Here is a 16,048-nt window from a genome sequence, read left to right on the forward strand (position 1 = left end):
GAGCAAGCTCCCAAAGATCCGCTCGACTTGCATGTATTAGGCACGCCGCCAGCGTTCGTCCTGAGCCAGGATCAAACTCTCATAAAAGTAGTTTGTTAGCTCATTTGCTGGTCTTACTAAATTACTTGTTGACGTTTCGTTTCGTTCAGTTTTCAAAGATCAAACTTGTTCGCTTTTTAACGGCGACTTTTAAATAATACCATACTCAACATTAGATGTCAATAGTTATTTCGTTTTTTTCTTTATGCTCGGAAGCACATCTATTAATATACCAACTCTCTTTATAGATTGCAAGAGTTATTTTAGAAAAATATTATTTTATTTTATGAACTAAAAATTACGTCACTAATATACGTATGTCTATTTTTTTCTAGATCAATGATTTCTTCAGTATTCTTAATTTTAATCAAGGGTCTCGTAAGCGCTTCTGACTTCACAAAGACGATTTCTCCTATCCGATCATCAGAAAGCTTTACCACAGTTCCAACCGATAGCGAAGTAATAGCTGAGGCCAGTACCTTAATGTTTGACATATGAAACTGACCAAATAGATCTTCTTCCATAATCTGTAGTGTTCTAAACGGAGAAAGGGGATGTTGTTTATAATGCCGTTCCGTTGTCATTGCGTGATAGATATCTGCAATTGCCACTATTTGTGAGTGCATATGAACTCGGTTGCCGCTAACGCCGATAGGATAGCCTGTCCCATCTAATCGTTCATGATGCTGTAAAATAGCTAATTTGGTTTCAGGTTTTAATAGTGAATTATTTTTGATCATTTGATAGCTGTTTATAGGATGTTTCTTTATTTCCTTCCATTCATAACCAGTAAGTGGATCTTCTTTGAATAGTGTCTTAGCTGACATTTTTGCCATTCCACAATCAGCAAGACAACCGGCTAAAGCTACTTGTGTGTATTGACCTTTGTCATAGCCTAATCCTTTGGCAATATAGCCAGCGATTAAGCTTACGGAAATAGCATGATGAAAAGGATAGTCATCCTTGTTCGAGTATAGATGAATGATTCGAATCCATTCTCTATCTTCTTCAGATTTCTCAAGTAGAGGAATGATTATTGACCTAATAATCGAAATATCAACATTGAGACCCGCTTGCCATGATTGATATTCCTTCTTATAAAGCTTCACTGCTTGTTGATAGTAGTCTAAAAAGGAGGATGGGGCTGATTCAGGCATAATTATTCCTGAATCTTCATTTCCTGCTACTTTAAAGTGTTCACCATTCTCCAGCTTATTTCTTATTTCAACTTCCTTGACCAAAAAAGCTAGTAAAACTTCTATATGTTCCTTTGTCAAAATAGTTTTTGCTGGAATGAGAGGATGGCTAGTCTTTCCCATCACATCTTTTTGTAAAACACAACCAGTCTGCAAGTCTTTGACTTTTACCTTCAATCTTGCCGCCCCCAAGAAGAAATCTAATTTTTCTATATATTATTTATTATACCAAAAAAGACGCCAAAAATGGCGCCTTTTTCGGAATTCATCAATCTTTATTCAATTTCTTCGGTTGGAGCGGGACTGCTCTGTTCCATTTCTTGTATTTCTTCTATTTCTTCTTCTATTTCTTCTTCTATCTCTTCTTCTTTTTCAACTTTAGCCACAGTGGCAACAGATGCCTCATCGCCAAGTGTCATTAATTTTACCCCTTGTGTATTTCTACCGATCACTGAAATATCTTGTACATCCATCCGGATTAATATTCCACCAGCCGTGATAAGCATGACATCTTCATCACCTTGTACAGTTTCAACGGCAACAACATTATCTCTTTCGCCATTTTTCTCGGTGATTTTACATGTAATGATTCCTTTACCTCCGCGTGTTTGAGTGCGATATTCAGCAGCCGGAGTTCTCTTACCTAATCCATTCTTTGTCACTACAAGAACATCGTGATCCTCTTCAAGAATTTCCATCCCTACTGCTTCATCGTCATTGGATAAGGTAATGCCTTTCACCCCGGTTGCAGTCCTTCCCATCGACCTGACATCCGTTTCAATAAAGCGAATAAGCAAGCCATTTTTCGTTCCAATGATAATATTTTTCTTGCCATCGGTCAGTTTTACCGATATTAATTCATCATTTTCACGCAGTCCTATTGCAATCAAGCCATTATTTCTAATGTTGGCAAATCCTGAAAGAGGTGTTCGTTTGACAACCCCTTGCTTTGTAGCAAAAAACAGATACCAGTTATCCAGAAATTCATCAACACAAATGATGGTATTGATCCATTCATCTTTCTCAATGCCAAGTAAATTTATGATCGGCAATCCTTTAGCGGTTCTGCTATACTCAGGAATTTCATAACCTTTGGCTCTGTACACTTTTCCTTTGTTAGTAAAGAATAAAATCGTGTCGTGCGTAGAGGTGGTTATTAAATGCTTAACAAAATCATCGTCATTTGTCCCCATACCTTGCACGCCGCGCCCTCCGCGTCTTTGACTGCGGTAAGTGGAAATCGGCAAACGTTTAATATAACCATTATGTGTCAAGGTTACGATGATATTTTCTCTTGGTATTAAGTCCTCATCTTCAATTTGTTCGATGCCGCCAGCGACAATTTCAGTCCTGCGTCCATCGTCAAATCTTTCTTTTATTTCAAGCAATTCTTCCCTGATGATTTCAAGTATTTTCTCTTCATCAGCTAAAATGGCCTTTAATTCAGCAATCAATTTTACGAGATCCTGATATTCTTCTTCAATTTTTTCCCGTTCTAAACCGGTCAAGCGCTGAAGTCGCATATCGAGAATGGCTTGTGCTTGCTTCTCGCTTAAATTGAACTGCTCGATCAATCCATTTCTTGCGATTTCGGTTGTATTCGAACCTCTAATCAAGCTGATGATCGCGTCGATATGATCAAGCGCTATTCTCAGGCCTTCCAAAATATGAGCTCTTGCTTCCGCTTTCCTTAGCTCAAATTCTGTCCGTCGTCTAATGATTACTTTTTGATGTTCCAGATAATAATAAAGACATTGCTTTAAATTCAATACTTTTGGTTGTCCATCTACAAGTGCAAGCATGTTGATACCAAAGCTTGTTTGCAGAGCTGTCATCTTGTACAAATTATTTAAAATCACATTGGCATTCGCATCTCTTCGAACTTCCATAACAATTCTCATGCCTGTTCGATCGGATTCGTCTCGTAGATCGGTGATTCCTTCAAGCTTCTTGTCGCGAACAAGCTCCGCGATTCGTTCGATTAATTTTGCCTTATTTACCTGGAATGGAAGTTCATGTACAAGAATGGTTTCTCTTCCATTTGCCTTTGTTTCAACTTCCACACGCGCCCTTAAAATAATCGAGCCGCGACCAGTTTCATAAGCTCTTCTAATTCCGCTTCTTCCGACAATTAAACCTGCCGTTGGAAAATCAGGGCCTTGTATATGCTCCATCAATTCCTGAATCGTAATATCCGGGTCCTTGCTCAGTGTCAATAACGCATCAATCACTTCTCCAAGCTGATGGGGAGGGATATTTGTAGCCATCCCAACAGCAATACCGGAAGAACCGTTGACAAGAAGGTTTGGGAACCGGGCTGGCAAGACTTCCGGTTCTCTTTCGGAGCCGTCATAGTTATCTTTATAATCGATTGTATCTTTATTTAAATCCCGAACTAATTCCATCGAGATCTTTGACATTCTCGCTTCCGTGTAACGCATCGCAGCTGCTGAATCCCCGTCCACGGATCCAAAGTTTCCATGTCCATCGACTAGCATATTTCGGTAACTAAAATCTTGCGCCATCCGCACCATGGTCTCATATACTGCAGAGTCACCATGTGGGTGATATTTCCCGATAACTTCTCCGACAATCCGGGCTGATTTTTTATAAGCCTTATCGGCTGTCATACCAAGATCGTTCATCGCATATAAAATACGGCGATGGACCGGCTTCAATCCGTCCCTGACATCAGGCAAAGCACGTGCCACAATAACACTCATCGCGTAATCTAGGAACGAGGAACGCATCTCATGGCTTAAATTGATTTCTTTTACATTTGAATTAGGTAAATCTGCCATACCAACTAGGGACCTCCCTTATTAGAAAAGCATAAGCGCCTTGTTTAGCCTCGACAAGCAAATGTTCTGATTAAAAAAAGTCCGGTTTTGACTTTTATTGAATCAGGTTATTTGACCTCAGGGGCTAGGCGCTGAAGCTAGACATGATTGAAAAGCGCCTGCTCGCATGCTTTTCTTCTTTCAGTCAAACAATTAAATATCCAAATTCTTTACATATAGTGCATTTTCTTCGATAAAGATTCTGCGTGGTTCCACTTTTTCACCCATGAGCATATCAAATGTTTGGTCTGCCTCTATCGCATCCTCAAGACTCACTTGTAAAAGTGTTCGGCTTTCTGGATTCATTGTTGTTTCCCACAGCTGTTCCGGGTTCATTTCCCCCAAACCTTTATAGCGCTGAATGCCTGGCTTTGGCGCTTGTGGTATTTCAGCCAAAAAGTCTTCCAATTCTTTATCTGAATAGACATAATTATCTTTTTTGCCTTGGCTAATTTTATAAAGTGGCGGCTGGGCAATATAGACAAAACCTGCTTCTAATAGAGGTCTCATATAACGGTAAAAGAATGTTAAAAGTAATGTCCGGATATGCGCACCGTCTACGTCAGCATCCGTCATGATGACCATTTTATGATAGCGTGCTTTAGCTATATCGAATTCCTCGCCAATGCCTGTTCCAAGCGCTGTGATAATCGTCCGAATCTCATTATTGGAAAGGATTTTATCAAGACGGGCTTTTTCAACGTTAATAATTTTTCCTCTTAGCGGTAAAATAGCTTGGAAATGTCTATCTCTTCCTTGTTTCGCAGAACCGCCCGCGGAGTCACCTTCAACGACAAACAATTCGCTGATATGCGGATCACGGGATGAACAGTCTGCCAATTTCCCAGGCAGATTTGAGATTTCCAGAGCACTTTTCCGGCGTGTTAATTCACGTGCTTTCTTTGCTGCAAGACGTGCTCTTGCTGCCATAAGCCCTTTGTCGACAACTTTTCGGGCAAGTACTGGATCTTCCATAAGAATTTTATCAAAATGCTCGGAGAATAATGAGTCCGTAATTGTACGTGCTTCAGAGTTCCCAAGTTTAGTCTTCGTCTGTCCCTCAAATTGTGGATCAGGATGTTTGATGGACACAATAGCAGTCATGCCTTCACGGACATCTTCACCGGATAAATTGCTATCACTATCTTTGAAAATATGATTTCTGCGTGCATAATCATTGATGACCCTTGTTAATGCGGTCTTGAAACCCGACTCATGTGTACCACCTTCATATGTGTTGATATTATTGGCAAATGAGTAGAGATTACTTGCAAAACCATCGTTATATTGAATAGCCACTTCAACGGAAATACCGTCCCGTTCACCTTCAATATAGATCGGTTCTTCGTGAAGCACTTCCTTTGATCGATTCAAATGTTCAACGTAAGACTTAATACCGCCTTCATATAAAAATTCACTTCTTTTTTGTTCACCGCGTTTATCTTCGATGACAAGCTTGAGTCCTCTATTTAGAAAAGCAAGCTCTCTCGTACGGGTTGCAAGCGTGTCAAATTCATATTCTGTTGTTTCCGTGAAAATTTCAGAATCCGGTTTAAATTTGATGGTTGTTCCTGTTTCATCCGTTTCACCGATGACTTTTAAATCAAAACAAGGAACACCGCGTTCATATTTTTGGTAGTGAATCTGACCATTTAAATGGACAAATACTTCTAATTCGGAGGAGAGCGCGTTAACAACGGACGCACCAACGCCATGGAGGCCGCCTGATACCTTATATCCTCCGCCGCCAAATTTTCCTCCTGCATGCAACACCGTTAAAATAACTTCTACTGCCGGTCTGCCCATTTTTTCCTGAATACCTACTGGGATTCCGCGTCCATTGTCTTTAACCGTGATGCTATTATCCTCTTCAATTGTTAAAATAATTTCGTCACAATGCCCTGCGAGGGCTTCATCTATACTATTATCAACAATTTCCCACACGAGGTGGTGAAGTCCTTTAGAGCTTGTAGACCCGATATACATGCCAGGTCGTTTCCGAACAGCTTCCAAGCCTTCAAGAACCTGTATCTGATTTTCATCATATGACTGTTCTTGCAATTCTTTTTGATCCATAGTCAAAAACCTCACCTGCACTTTCCAATCTATTTGGCGCTCTGCCGTCTAAGAACGCCCGCTCTGGCAACGGCAGTTCTAGTTGAATCAGACTTTATACTTATATAATCAGCTCATGGCCTATTGAATTCATTAAACGTTTTTTTAATGTTCCTGGGGCTATCGGAGAAAGATAAATATGAGGCTCTGTGATGATCAGCGATTTAAAGGCACCATTGGCCAGATTTATAACGAGATCGTTTTTTTTATCTAAAAAAGTTTGAATCTCTTGCGAATCCTTTGCAGTCTCTTTTTCAAGGATGGCAATAATTTCGCTTGAACGAATCATCACATCTTCACCTGCATGCACGTACATGCTTTCACCTCATTTCACTCTTCCCATCACTCCATTACGAACAGTAAATGTTGTCGCTTCTCTCAATGTCTGGTGATCTATTCCATCAACGGTTGTTGTCGTCACAAACGTCTGAACTTTCCCTTTAATCGTATTTAATAAATGGGATTGCCGGTAATCATCAAGTTCAGATAGAACGTCATCGAGAAGCAAAATGGGATATTCGCCGATTTCCGAATGGATTAACTCTATTTCAGCAAGCTTAACCGATAATGCAGTTGTCCGCTGTTGTCCTTGCGAGCCAAATGTTTGTACGTCCCGTCCATTCACAAAAAATACAATCTCATCTCGGTGAGGTCCGAGTAACGTGACACCGCGGTCAATTTCCCTTTGGCGAAGCTGATGAAGCTTATCTTCAAACACTCCTACCATCTTTAACCAATCTGTACTTTCCGATACCTCAATCGATGGCTTATAGTGGATTTCCAACGTTTCAAGCCCACGGGAAATACCCGAATGAATTGGTTTTGCCCAATCTTCTAGCATTCGGATAAATTCAAAACGCTTTTTGATTACTTTGATTGCCACATCAATATATTGCTCGGTCAACACTTGAAGAAAGGTATGATCGGTCTGTTTTTTTATTTGCAGCTGTTTCAAATAATGATTTCGTTGCTGTAACACTTTTTGAAACTGACTCATATCATGCAAATAGACTGGAGAAACTTGCCCAATTTCCATATCAATAAAACGACGCCTTATTTGAGGGCTCCCTTTTACTAGATGGAGATCTTCAGGCGCAAACATGACGACATTCATATTTCCTACATACCGGCTTAGTTTTTGTTGTTCGATATGGTTAAATTTAGCCTTTTTACCTTTTTTTGAGATCAATAGCTCCAATGGGACAGATCCCCGTGCTTTTTGAAGCCTTCCCTTTATTTTAGCATATTCTGAATCCCAGCGTATTAAATCTTTATCATTGGAGGTCCGATGTGACTTTGCCATCCCTAATACATAAATAGATTCCATCACATTTGTTTTCCCTTGGGCATTCTCTCCCAAGATGACATTTACATTATTTTCAAAGGAGATCGCAAGCTCCTCATAATTCCGATAATTCACAAGCTCCAATTCTTCAATGTACATGAAGTCAACATCCTTTTAACGGGCAATAACGAACGAGCCGATTCCTGGTATTTTAATTTTATCATTAATGGCAAGCTTTCGGCCTCTTCTTTGGTCTTGTTCTCCGTTTATAAAAACATCGTGTTCACTTAAAAACCATTTAGCCATTCCTCCAGATTGGATGACATCCGCAAGCTTTAGAAATTGGCCAAGCGTTATCGTATCAGTTTCGATCCTGATTTCAGTATCCACGTTCTCACTCTTTTCATGTTTAGTCATTTACTTTATTTTACTAAAGATTGCTCCTCATTACAAAAAAATACGGAAACTATAAGAAAAGCGTAAACGCCTTTGTCAGTCCTTCGAGGTCAAAAGAAAAATCCCACCGCATTGGGCAGGATTTCTCACAGGGTGCTTACGCTTTTCTTTTTCTAGCTTCAGCGCCCAGCGACTAGCAAACTTCAGGATTCTTCCTACGATAAGTCAACATCAATTCGCCTGCGGCTCATTGTGTTTCCTTTATCTCGTCAGAATCCCTAAAAGTTCGTACGTCGCTAAACGGGCGCTTACGCTTTTCTGTATTAAAAAGTTCTTACTGGAAGTATTAGCTGCAAGATGGAATCATCATTAACCGAACGAATGATAAATGGTCTCATTGCACCGGTAAAACTAATAATAATTTCGGTTCCTTCTAGTGCCTTTAATGCATCCATCATGTATTTTGCACTAAAAGATATTTTTAACTCTTCTCCCTCAATCGATTGACTTTGAATATGTTCGACAACATTTCCAATTTCAGGGGTCGTTGAGGATATTTCAATTAATTTTCCTTCTAGCGTTGCCAGTTTAACAACATTATTTCTTTCTCCGCGAGCTAATAGCGAAGCGCGGTCAATGGCGTCAAGAAAATCTTTCGCATGAAGTACTAGTTCTGTTTTGCTGTCTGTCGGAATAAGTCTGGAAGTATCCGGATAATTTCCTTCCAACCTTCTGGAGAAAAATAAAAGATTCTTTGATTTAAACAAAATCTGGTTATCGGTAATTACAATTTCCACAGGATTACTTGAATCGTCCAAGATCTTACTTAACTCAATTAAACTTTTTCCTGGGATAACGGCATTACACACTTCCGCTTGCTCAAAATTAATTGGAGCAGATCGCATTGCAAGTCTATGACTATCTGTCGCTATACATGTAAGTACTCCCTCTTCAATCTGCCAGTTTACACCTGTCAAGATGGGGCGTGTTTCTGAGGTGGACACTGCAAATACAGTTTGTCTGATTAGAGTCTTTAGCAAATCCGTCGGGATAGAAAAGACATTTTCCTCAGAGATTTGTGGAAGATGCGGATATTCATCAGGATCTAAACCATTTAGATTAAATTCAGCTTTTCCAGATTTAATGATTGTTTGATGTTGGCCCAAGACTTCAATTTCAACAGAATCCATCGGAAGTTTACGAACAATTTCTCCAAAGAATCGAGCATTCAATACGACTCCGCCGGTTTGTTTTATTTCAACTAATTCATCTCCATCTTCCTCAGTTGGGATAAATGACTCAATTGAAATATCCGAATCACTGCCTGTAAATGTTAGCCCTTCTTCAGATGCGATAATTTTGATACCCGTTAATATCGGAATGGTTGTTCTTGAAGATACAGCCTTCATCACATCTTGAACACTATCAATCAAGCGATTGCGCTGAATGATGAACTTCATGCTTATTTTCCCCCGTAACTTTTAAATTTGGCTACAAACCAGTATATATTATTATTTTTAAAATAAAAAACAGTAGTAATAGTAGTAGGGCCTGTGAATATGTGGATAACTCTGTGTATGGATTGGAAACACAAACTATCCACATGTGGACATCCTGTGCACGGGACTGTCACAGTTATTCACAGAATCCCCATTATTGAATTTTTAGAGAATCACGAATTTCTTCTACTTTACTTTGAAACTCTGGATCAGTTTGTAAAAGCTTTGAAATTTTTTCGTGGGCATGGATCACCGTCGTATGGTCGCGGCCCCCAAATTCTTCCCCGATTTTTGGCAATGAAAAATCAGTCAGTTCGCGTGATAAAAACATCGCGATTTGCCTCGGAAAAGCAACTGACTTTGTTCTTTTTTTAGCTTTAAAATCTTCCAATTTCACGTTATACTCCGCACCAACAGTCTTTTGAATATCCAAGATCGTTACCACTTTTGGTTTGGAGCTTGGAATGATGTCTTTTAATGCCTCGGCAGCCAAATCTGCATTGATATCTTTATTAATAAGAGATGAATAAGCGACAACTCGGATGAGGGCGCCTTCTAGTTCTCTAATATTGGAATCAATTTGATTGGCTATGTACAGCATGACTTCATTAGGAATATCAAGTCCATCTGCTTTCGCCTTTTTACGCAAAATGGCAATCCGCGTTTCTAAGTCTGGAGGCGTGATGTCAGTAATTAATCCCCATTCAAACCTTGATCTTAATCTGTCTTCAAGAGTGGGAATTTCTTTTGGAGGACGGTCGCTCGAGATAATAATTTGCTTACTTTCTTCGTGCAACGTATTAAATGTATGGAAAAATTCTTCCTGTGTTTGTTCTTTACCTGCTAGAAATTGAATATCATCGATAAGAAGAACGTCCACATTGCGGTATTTATTTCTAAAATCAACGGCTTTATTATCACGAATGGAGTTAATAAATTCATTTGTGAATTTTTCCGATGATAAATAGACAACTTTTGCAGAGGGATTATGCTCCAATACATAATGTCCAATGGCATGCATTAAGTGGGTTTTACCCATCCCAACTCCTCCATAAATAAATAGAGGATTGTATGCATTTGCCGGTGCTTCTGCTACTGCAAGCGATGCTGCGTGAGCAAAGCGGTTTCCAGATCCAATGACAAATGTATCAAAGGTATACTTTGGATTAAGCATATTTTGGTATAAATCGACATGTTCTTCTTTTGCTTTTTTCTTAACAGCCGGGATTGCCTTGCTTTCTTCGCCTTGTTCCGGCGGAATAATAAATTTCACATCTAGTTCTTCGCCGATTATTTCATATAAAAGTCCCGAAATTAATTGGGAATAACGGCCTTCGAGCCAATCCCTTGCAAACTCATTAGGAGCAGTGACAATCATCGTGTCTCCCTTAAGGACATGTGCTTTCGTGAATTTCAGCCACGTATCAAAACTTGGCTTACTGACCTTTTTTTCAATGTTTATCAGGACCTGGTCCCAAAGATCAGCTATATTTTCCAAACTCATACCTCCCTTGCTGTTATATAACTGTTTCCTCTCTTAAAGGATGAAAACTAATAAATATGCACATCTATGAATGTGGAAAACTATATAATAAGGTAAGAAAACGGAATTCGACACAATCCACTGTATGTGGACAAGTTTATCCAGAAGTATTGGATATCTTATCCACAAGATATCCACAAACTGTGGATAAGGGAATTATCCACAAAAAGTATCCAGAGTGAAAACAACATAATCATACCAAATAAAACTAAGCTTAGCAATGCGTATTGAAAATTATCCACAAGACATTTATCCTGGGGAAAAAGATTGTCCACAGGCACTTAATTTGTGCAAAACCTGTCGATAGGTGCTGTGGATAATAAAAACCCTGTCGAAAACTATCCACAACATAGAAAAGCGGAGGACGCCGTTCAGCTCCGACAAGTAAATGTTCTGAGCCGAGAAAAGTCCGATCTTAATTTTTATTGGCTCAGGTTGTTTGACCTCGAGGGGCTGGACAAATAAAAAAGCAGAGGACGCCGATCAGCCCCGAGAGGTAAATGAGGTAATAAAGTATTCGACAAAAAGCGGGGAGTGACAGGCACCTCCCGAAAAGGGTTGACAAGGTTTGGCTGTCTCTTTATAATTATTGAGTATGTCTGTGATTGAAATTTTGTTTTACCCTCGAGGAGGTGTCATACATGAAAAGAACGTTTCAACCAAATAAACGTAAACGAAGCAAAGTACACGGTTTCCGTGAGCGGATGAGCACAAAAAATGGCCGTAAAATTTTAGCAGCACGCCGCCGCAAAGGAAGAAAAGTGTTATCAGCGTAGACCACTGAAACGTCTCAGTGGTCTTTTTTTCTAGTAAATCGACTAAGAAAAGCGTTAATGCTGTGCTGGATATGCTAAATTAGACAAAATGCCGCAAAAAAGAATGAAAAAGAATCCATAATGCAGGTGACAGTATGAAAAAAGCGTTTAGGATCAAAAAAAATGACGATTTTCAAGCAGTGTTTAAAAAGGGAAGATCGGTAGCAAACAGGCAGTTTGTTATATATATATTGAAAAAAGATAAACAAGAAAACTTTAGGATTGGTTTATCTGTAAGTAAAAAAATTGGGAACGCAGTGAAGCGAAACCAAATCAAACGTTATATACGCCAGGCTTTTCATGAGTTGGAAGACCAAGTGAAAAATGGCAATGATTACGTGATTATCGCCAGAAAACCGGCGGCCGAAATGGATTACCATACTGTGAAGAAAAGCTTGGAACATGTTCTCAAGTTGGGAAAAATTTTAAAAAGAGTAAATGGCTAAAAATGTTTTGTGGTTTAATGCAAGTTAACTTTAAAAAATGTTAAAATATCCGAAAGACCGAATAAATTACACGTGATTTTGAGAAAGCAGGGAGGATAACTGGCTTGAAGAAAAGAATAATATTGTTATCAGCGATGCTCGTGCTTGTGCTGATAACTGCAGGCTGTGCAACGATAGACAATCCTAATTATATTACTGCTGAAAGTACCGGGTTTTGGAGTAAATACATCGTTTATCCATTGTCTTGGCTTATTACTACCGTGGCCGAGATGTTAGGCCATAATTATGGATTATCGATTATCATCGTAACCTTATTAATTCGCTTAGCGATTTTGCCGCTGATGATCAAGCAAACAAGAAATTCAAAAGCGATGCAGGCCATCCAGCCTGAAATTCAGAAATTAAAAGAAAAGTACAGTTCAAAAGATGCAAAAACCCAGCAGCAGCTTCAACAGGAAACAATGCAGCTTTTTCAAAAACACAATGTTAACCCACTTGCAGGTTGTTTTCCGTTAATCGTACAAATGCCGATCTTAATCGGGTTTTACCAGGCAATTATTAGAACAGAGGGTATATCGAAAGCCGGAGAATTTCTTTGGTTTGACCTTGGCGCGCCGGATCCAATATATCTGTTGCCAATCATAGCGGGTCTTACAACTTTCCTACAGCAAAAAATTATGATGTCAGGAATGGGAAATACTAATCCGCAAATGCAAATGATGCTTTACATTATGCCAGCAATGATTTTAATTTTTGCTATCAATTTCCCAGCGGCACTTGCACTATATTGGGTAGTAGGAAATATTTTTATGATTGTTCAAACGTATTATATAAAAGGACCTACAATAGAAAATGTGAAAGTAAAAGATGGAGGAGCGGGGGGAGCTAAGAAGTGAGAGAAATCACTGCTACAGGACAAACCGTCGAAGAAGCAGTAGAATCCGCACTGGCTCAACTTAATACAACGAGAGATCGCGCAGACATCAGTATTGTGGATGAGGGGAAAAGGGGACTTTTAGGAATATTCGGTTCCCGGCCGGCCGTGGTGAAGGTTACGGTTCAGCCTGATGCAATCGAAACTGCAATGGAATTTTTACAGACCGTTCTGTCAAATATGGAAATTAAAGCAAAAATTGAACCGGTAAAGGAAGATGAAAGAAATGTCATCTTTAATATTACTGGTGAAAAGATGGGGCTCTTGATTGGAAAAAGAGGACAAACCATCAATTCACTGCAATATTTAACGCAGCTTACTGCAAATCGCCATTCCAAACATTATATTACGGTCATATTGAATCCAGAAGATTATCGTGAACGCCGAAAAGAAACATTAATTCAGTTGGCAGAGCGCCTTGCATCTAAAGCTTATCATACAAAAAAGCCTATTTCGCTAGAGCCAATGCCGAATTATGAACGGAAAATCATTCATACCGCTTTATCAGAAAATCGTAAAGTTCAAACGATTTCTGAAGGTGTAGAACCAAACCGCTACGTGGTCATACAGCCACAGGCGAGGAATATCAGCTAACTAGAGCGCCCGCAAAGCGGCCTAACATAAAGAACTTCTCAAAACGAGAGGTTCTTTTTTTATTGTGAAAAGAATGAAAAAAATGTAAACTTATGGATAACTTTATAGCACTCTTGCTTATTTGAGGGATTGTAGACTATTTTGCAAATAATGACGATAAAATATAGGCTTTTTCTTAAAATTATAGTGGTAAAATGATAGTAAATAAAATAACGGAAGTGGCGGAAATGAAAAAAATGCTTGTTACTGTTAATGGAGAGAATCAAAATCATGATGTAACCATTTATATGGCTACCGTTTTTTTTCTATGGTTGAAAATGTGCGCTCTCTATATTTGGGTGTTCCATATTAATATTCAATCCATCGAGGAAAGCATCATTTTAGCCGCTACATCTCTTGGATCAGCCGCTTTACTCGTTGGTTTTGGTTTTCTTTTTCGAAAGTCTGCTAGAATAAAGGCCTTTTTAACCATTCATTTTCTATTAACCGCATTATTGTTTGGAAATGTGCTATATTATCGTTTTTATATTGATTTTATTACCCTACCAGTATTGCTTCAATTTCAAAACGTCGGCGGTCTAAGTCAAAGTACGGTAGAACTCATAAAGTATTATGACTTGCTTTTGTTCATAGATTCAGTTGTATTAATCATATTATTAAAGAAAAAGCTCATTCCGGCGATTTCTTTGCCAGCAAGGAAAAACATTGGAACGAAGATTATTTTAATGTTAATAACGGTTCCTTTGCTTGCAAGTGTTATTGTCAATCCGGGATTTTGGAATAAATCATATGACAAAGAAATGATTGTTAAATCACTGGGACTGTATCATTATCATTTATTTGATATTTATTTATACTCGAAAGCCTCAGTTAAAGGCGTTTTGGCAGATGGAGAAGAAATAACAGAAATCAGTAACTATGTTGAAAAAAAACAGAATAAGATTGTTCGATCTGATCTCCACGGAGTTGCACAAGGAAAAAATGTCATTGTCGTCTTTCTTGAGTCTACCCAAGCTTTTGTCCTCGATAAACATATTAATCAAGAGGAAGTAACGCCATTTTTAAATAAATTAAAAGCAGACAGCTTATATTTTCCAAATTTTTACCATCAAACAGCACAAGGAAAGACATCTGATGCTGAATTCATCCTCGATAATAGCTTATATCCGCTAGCGGGAGGTTCGGTATTTGTTAGAAAACCGAAGAATGAATACGATTCACTTCCGAAAATATTAAAGCGTTCCGGTTACTATTCCGCCTCTTTTCACGGAAATAATGCTCAGTTTTGGAATCGCTCTGTCATGTATGAGGCACTCGGGTATGACCGGTTTTTTTCGGAAAGTGATTACAATGTTACTGAAGAAAACTCGATTAATTACGGATTAAAGGATCTTCCGTTTTTTGAACAGTCGCTTCCATATTTAAGTTCGTTGCCTCAGCCTTTTTACGCAAAGTTTTTGACATTGACGAATCATTTTCCATTTTTGCTTGATCCTGAAGATCAATTAATATCTGAAATGGATGCGGAACAGGGATTGGTGAATAGGTATTTCACTACTGTGAGATATGAAGATGAAGCGATTAAATCCTTTTTTGATCAAATAAAGGATACCGAACTATACAAGAATTCAATTTTTGTTCTCTTTGGAGATCATTATGGGATTTCAAAAAGTTATAATGATGAACTAGGTGAAGTGCTTGGAAAGGAAATTACAGTTAAAGATCAAGTAGAATTGCAAAAAGTACCGTTAATTATTCATATTCCCGGATTAGAAGGTCGAGTAATTGATTCAGTTGGCGGACAAATAGATTTAAGGGCCACCATCTTTGATTTATTAGGCATGGAGGAGAAAGAAAACTCACTTTCATTCGGAACAAGTTTACTCTCAGACAATCATAATCGCTTAGTAGTGTTCAGAGATGGCACGTTTACAACGGATCAATACATCTTTACTGAAGGAACTTGTTATAGTAAAAAAACGAGTAAAAAAGTTAAGCGTAATAAATGTTCGCCTTATTTTAACCAAGTTCAAACGGAACTAAATTATTCTGATCAAATAATATATGGGGATTTAATCCGGTTTTTTAAAAATTAAGGCTTTCGTTGATTTCCGCTCCAGGCACTTCGCTTTCCGCGGGGCGAGTGGCAAGCCTCCTCGGGCTTCGCCCTGTGGGGTCTTGCCTATCTCGCATCTCCCGCAGGAGTCTTCGTGCCTTCCGCTCCAATCAACGGAATTTGCTAAAAATCAAAATTCAAGCTTAATAGAGCCTGAAGTACACATATAAAATAGATGAATCCATGAAAATAAGTTCTCTATCAATAACATAACGGATGTTTTTGAAAAT

General features: G+C 38.7%; 13 protein-coding genes and 1 rRNA gene. 5 read left to right on the top strand and 9 right to left on the bottom strand.

Translation table 11 applies throughout. The annotated features are described in order from the left end of the window. From KHA88_RS09325 to dnaA, 9 genes are all read right to left on the bottom strand, one after another. A 16S ribosomal RNA gene (locus KHA88_RS09325) occupies window positions 1-87 on the bottom strand; the annotation flags it as partial. Window positions 88-323: 236 nt separating this feature from the next. Next, a complete protein-coding gene (locus KHA88_RS09330) occupies window positions 324-1,412 on the bottom strand; it encodes an HD-GYP domain-containing protein (protein ID WP_213121758.1) in 1,089 nt (362 codons plus the stop codon). A gap of 98 nt (window positions 1,413-1,510) precedes the next feature. After that, a complete protein-coding gene (gene gyrA / locus KHA88_RS09335; protein ID WP_213107470.1) occupies window positions 1,511-4,036 on the bottom strand; it encodes a DNA gyrase subunit A in 2,526 nt (841 codons plus the stop codon). A 192-nt stretch (window positions 4,037-4,228) separates the two neighbouring features. After that, entirely contained in the window at window positions 4,229-6,151 is a 1,923-nt protein-coding gene (gyrB, locus tag KHA88_RS09340; RefSeq protein WP_213098872.1) for a DNA topoisomerase (ATP-hydrolyzing) subunit B, read from the bottom strand. A gap of 100 nt (window positions 6,152-6,251) precedes the next feature. Then, window positions 6,252-6,506, bottom strand: a complete 255-nt coding sequence (gene remB, locus KHA88_RS09345) for an extracellular matrix regulator RemB (protein ID WP_213107471.1) — start codon at window positions 6,504-6,506, stop codon at window positions 6,252-6,254. A 9-nt stretch (window positions 6,507-6,515) separates the two neighbouring features. Next, window positions 6,516-7,634 (bottom strand): DNA replication/repair protein RecF, encoded by a 1,119-nt coding sequence (gene recF / locus KHA88_RS09350; protein WP_213098870.1) that lies wholly within the window; start codon window positions 7,632-7,634, stop codon window positions 6,516-6,518. 15 nt (window positions 7,635-7,649) lie between these two features. Next, a complete protein-coding gene (yaaA, locus tag KHA88_RS09355) occupies window positions 7,650-7,892 on the bottom strand; it encodes a S4 domain-containing protein YaaA (protein WP_249305984.1) in 243 nt (80 codons plus the stop codon). Between the two features lie 302 nt (window positions 7,893-8,194). After that, a complete protein-coding gene (dnaN, locus tag KHA88_RS09360; RefSeq protein ID WP_213098869.1) occupies window positions 8,195-9,331 on the bottom strand; it encodes a DNA polymerase III subunit beta in 1,137 nt (378 codons plus the stop codon). A 193-nt stretch (window positions 9,332-9,524) separates the two neighbouring features. Continuing rightward, window positions 9,525-10,868, bottom strand: a complete 1,344-nt coding sequence (dnaA, locus tag KHA88_RS09365) for a chromosomal replication initiator protein DnaA (protein WP_213098868.1) — start codon at window positions 10,866-10,868, stop codon at window positions 9,525-9,527. A gap of 686 nt (window positions 10,869-11,554) precedes the next feature. On the opposite strand from dnaA, the gene rpmH reads away from it, so the two are divergent. The 5 genes from rpmH to KHA88_RS09390 all read left to right on the top strand — a co-directional run bounded on the left by rpmH (window position 11,555) and on the right by KHA88_RS09390 (window position 15,798). Continuing rightward, complete coding sequence (gene rpmH / locus KHA88_RS09370; RefSeq protein ID WP_213098867.1) at window positions 11,555-11,689, top strand: 50S ribosomal protein L34; 135 nt, start codon at window positions 11,555-11,557, stop codon at window positions 11,687-11,689. Between the two features lie 134 nt (window positions 11,690-11,823). Next, a complete protein-coding gene (gene rnpA, locus KHA88_RS09375; RefSeq protein ID WP_213098866.1) occupies window positions 11,824-12,174 on the top strand; it encodes a ribonuclease P protein component in 351 nt (116 codons plus the stop codon). Window positions 12,175-12,278: 104 nt separating this feature from the next. Further along, window positions 12,279-13,070: a YidC family membrane integrase SpoIIIJ gene (gene spoIIIJ / locus KHA88_RS09380; RefSeq protein WP_213107473.1), complete on the top strand. Its 792-nt coding sequence runs from the start codon at window positions 12,279-12,281 to the stop codon at window positions 13,068-13,070. Beyond that, the gene (gene jag, locus KHA88_RS09385) at window positions 13,067-13,702 is read left to right on the top strand and encodes an RNA-binding cell elongation regulator Jag/EloR (protein WP_213098864.1); all 636 of its coding nucleotides are present in this window, start codon (window positions 13,067-13,069) and stop codon (window positions 13,700-13,702) included. Before spoIIIJ ends, jag begins: the two co-directional genes overlap by 4 nt. Window positions 13,703-13,929: 227 nt before the next feature. Further along, the gene (locus tag KHA88_RS09390; RefSeq protein WP_213121759.1) at window positions 13,930-15,798 is read left to right on the top strand and encodes an LTA synthase family protein; all 1,869 of its coding nucleotides are present in this window, start codon (window positions 13,930-13,932) and stop codon (window positions 15,796-15,798) included. Window positions 15,799-16,048: the final 250 nt, after the last annotated feature.

It is taken from the genome of Lederbergia citrea (genome assembly GCF_018343525.1).
Taxonomy (GTDB): Bacteria; Bacillota; Bacilli; order Bacillales; family Bacillaceae_C; genus Lederbergia; species Lederbergia citrea.

Bases quoted from the DNA above. Each gene is read 5' to 3' on its own strand.
- gyrA (WP_213107470.1), bottom strand. From the start codon at position 4,036: ATGGCAGATTTACCTAATTCAAATGTAAAAGAAATCAATTTAAGCCAT.
- gyrB (WP_213098872.1), bottom strand. From the start codon at position 6,151: ATGGATCAAAAAGAATTGCAAGAACAGTCATATGATGAAAATCAGATA.
- remB (WP_213107471.1), bottom strand. From the start codon at position 6,506: ATGTACGTGCATGCAGGTGAAGATGTGATGATTCGTTCAAGCGAAATT.
- recF (WP_213098870.1), bottom strand. From the start codon at position 7,634: ATGTACATTGAAGAATTGGAGCTTGTGAATTATCGGAATTATGAGGAG.
- yaaA (WP_249305984.1), bottom strand. From the start codon at position 7,892: ATGACTAAACATGAAAAGAGTGAGAACGTGGATACTGAAATCAGGATC.
- dnaN (WP_213098869.1), bottom strand. From the start codon at position 9,331: ATGAAGTTCATCATTCAGCGCAATCGCTTGATTGATAGTGTTCAAGAT.
- rpmH (WP_213098867.1), top strand. From the start codon at position 11,555: ATGAAAAGAACGTTTCAACCAAATAAACGTAAACGAAGCAAAGTACAC.
- rnpA (WP_213098866.1), top strand. From the start codon at position 11,824: ATGAAAAAAGCGTTTAGGATCAAAAAAAATGACGATTTTCAAGCAGTG.
- KHA88_RS09390 (WP_213121759.1), top strand. From the start codon at position 13,930: ATGAAAAAAATGCTTGTTACTGTTAATGGAGAGAATCAAAATCATGAT.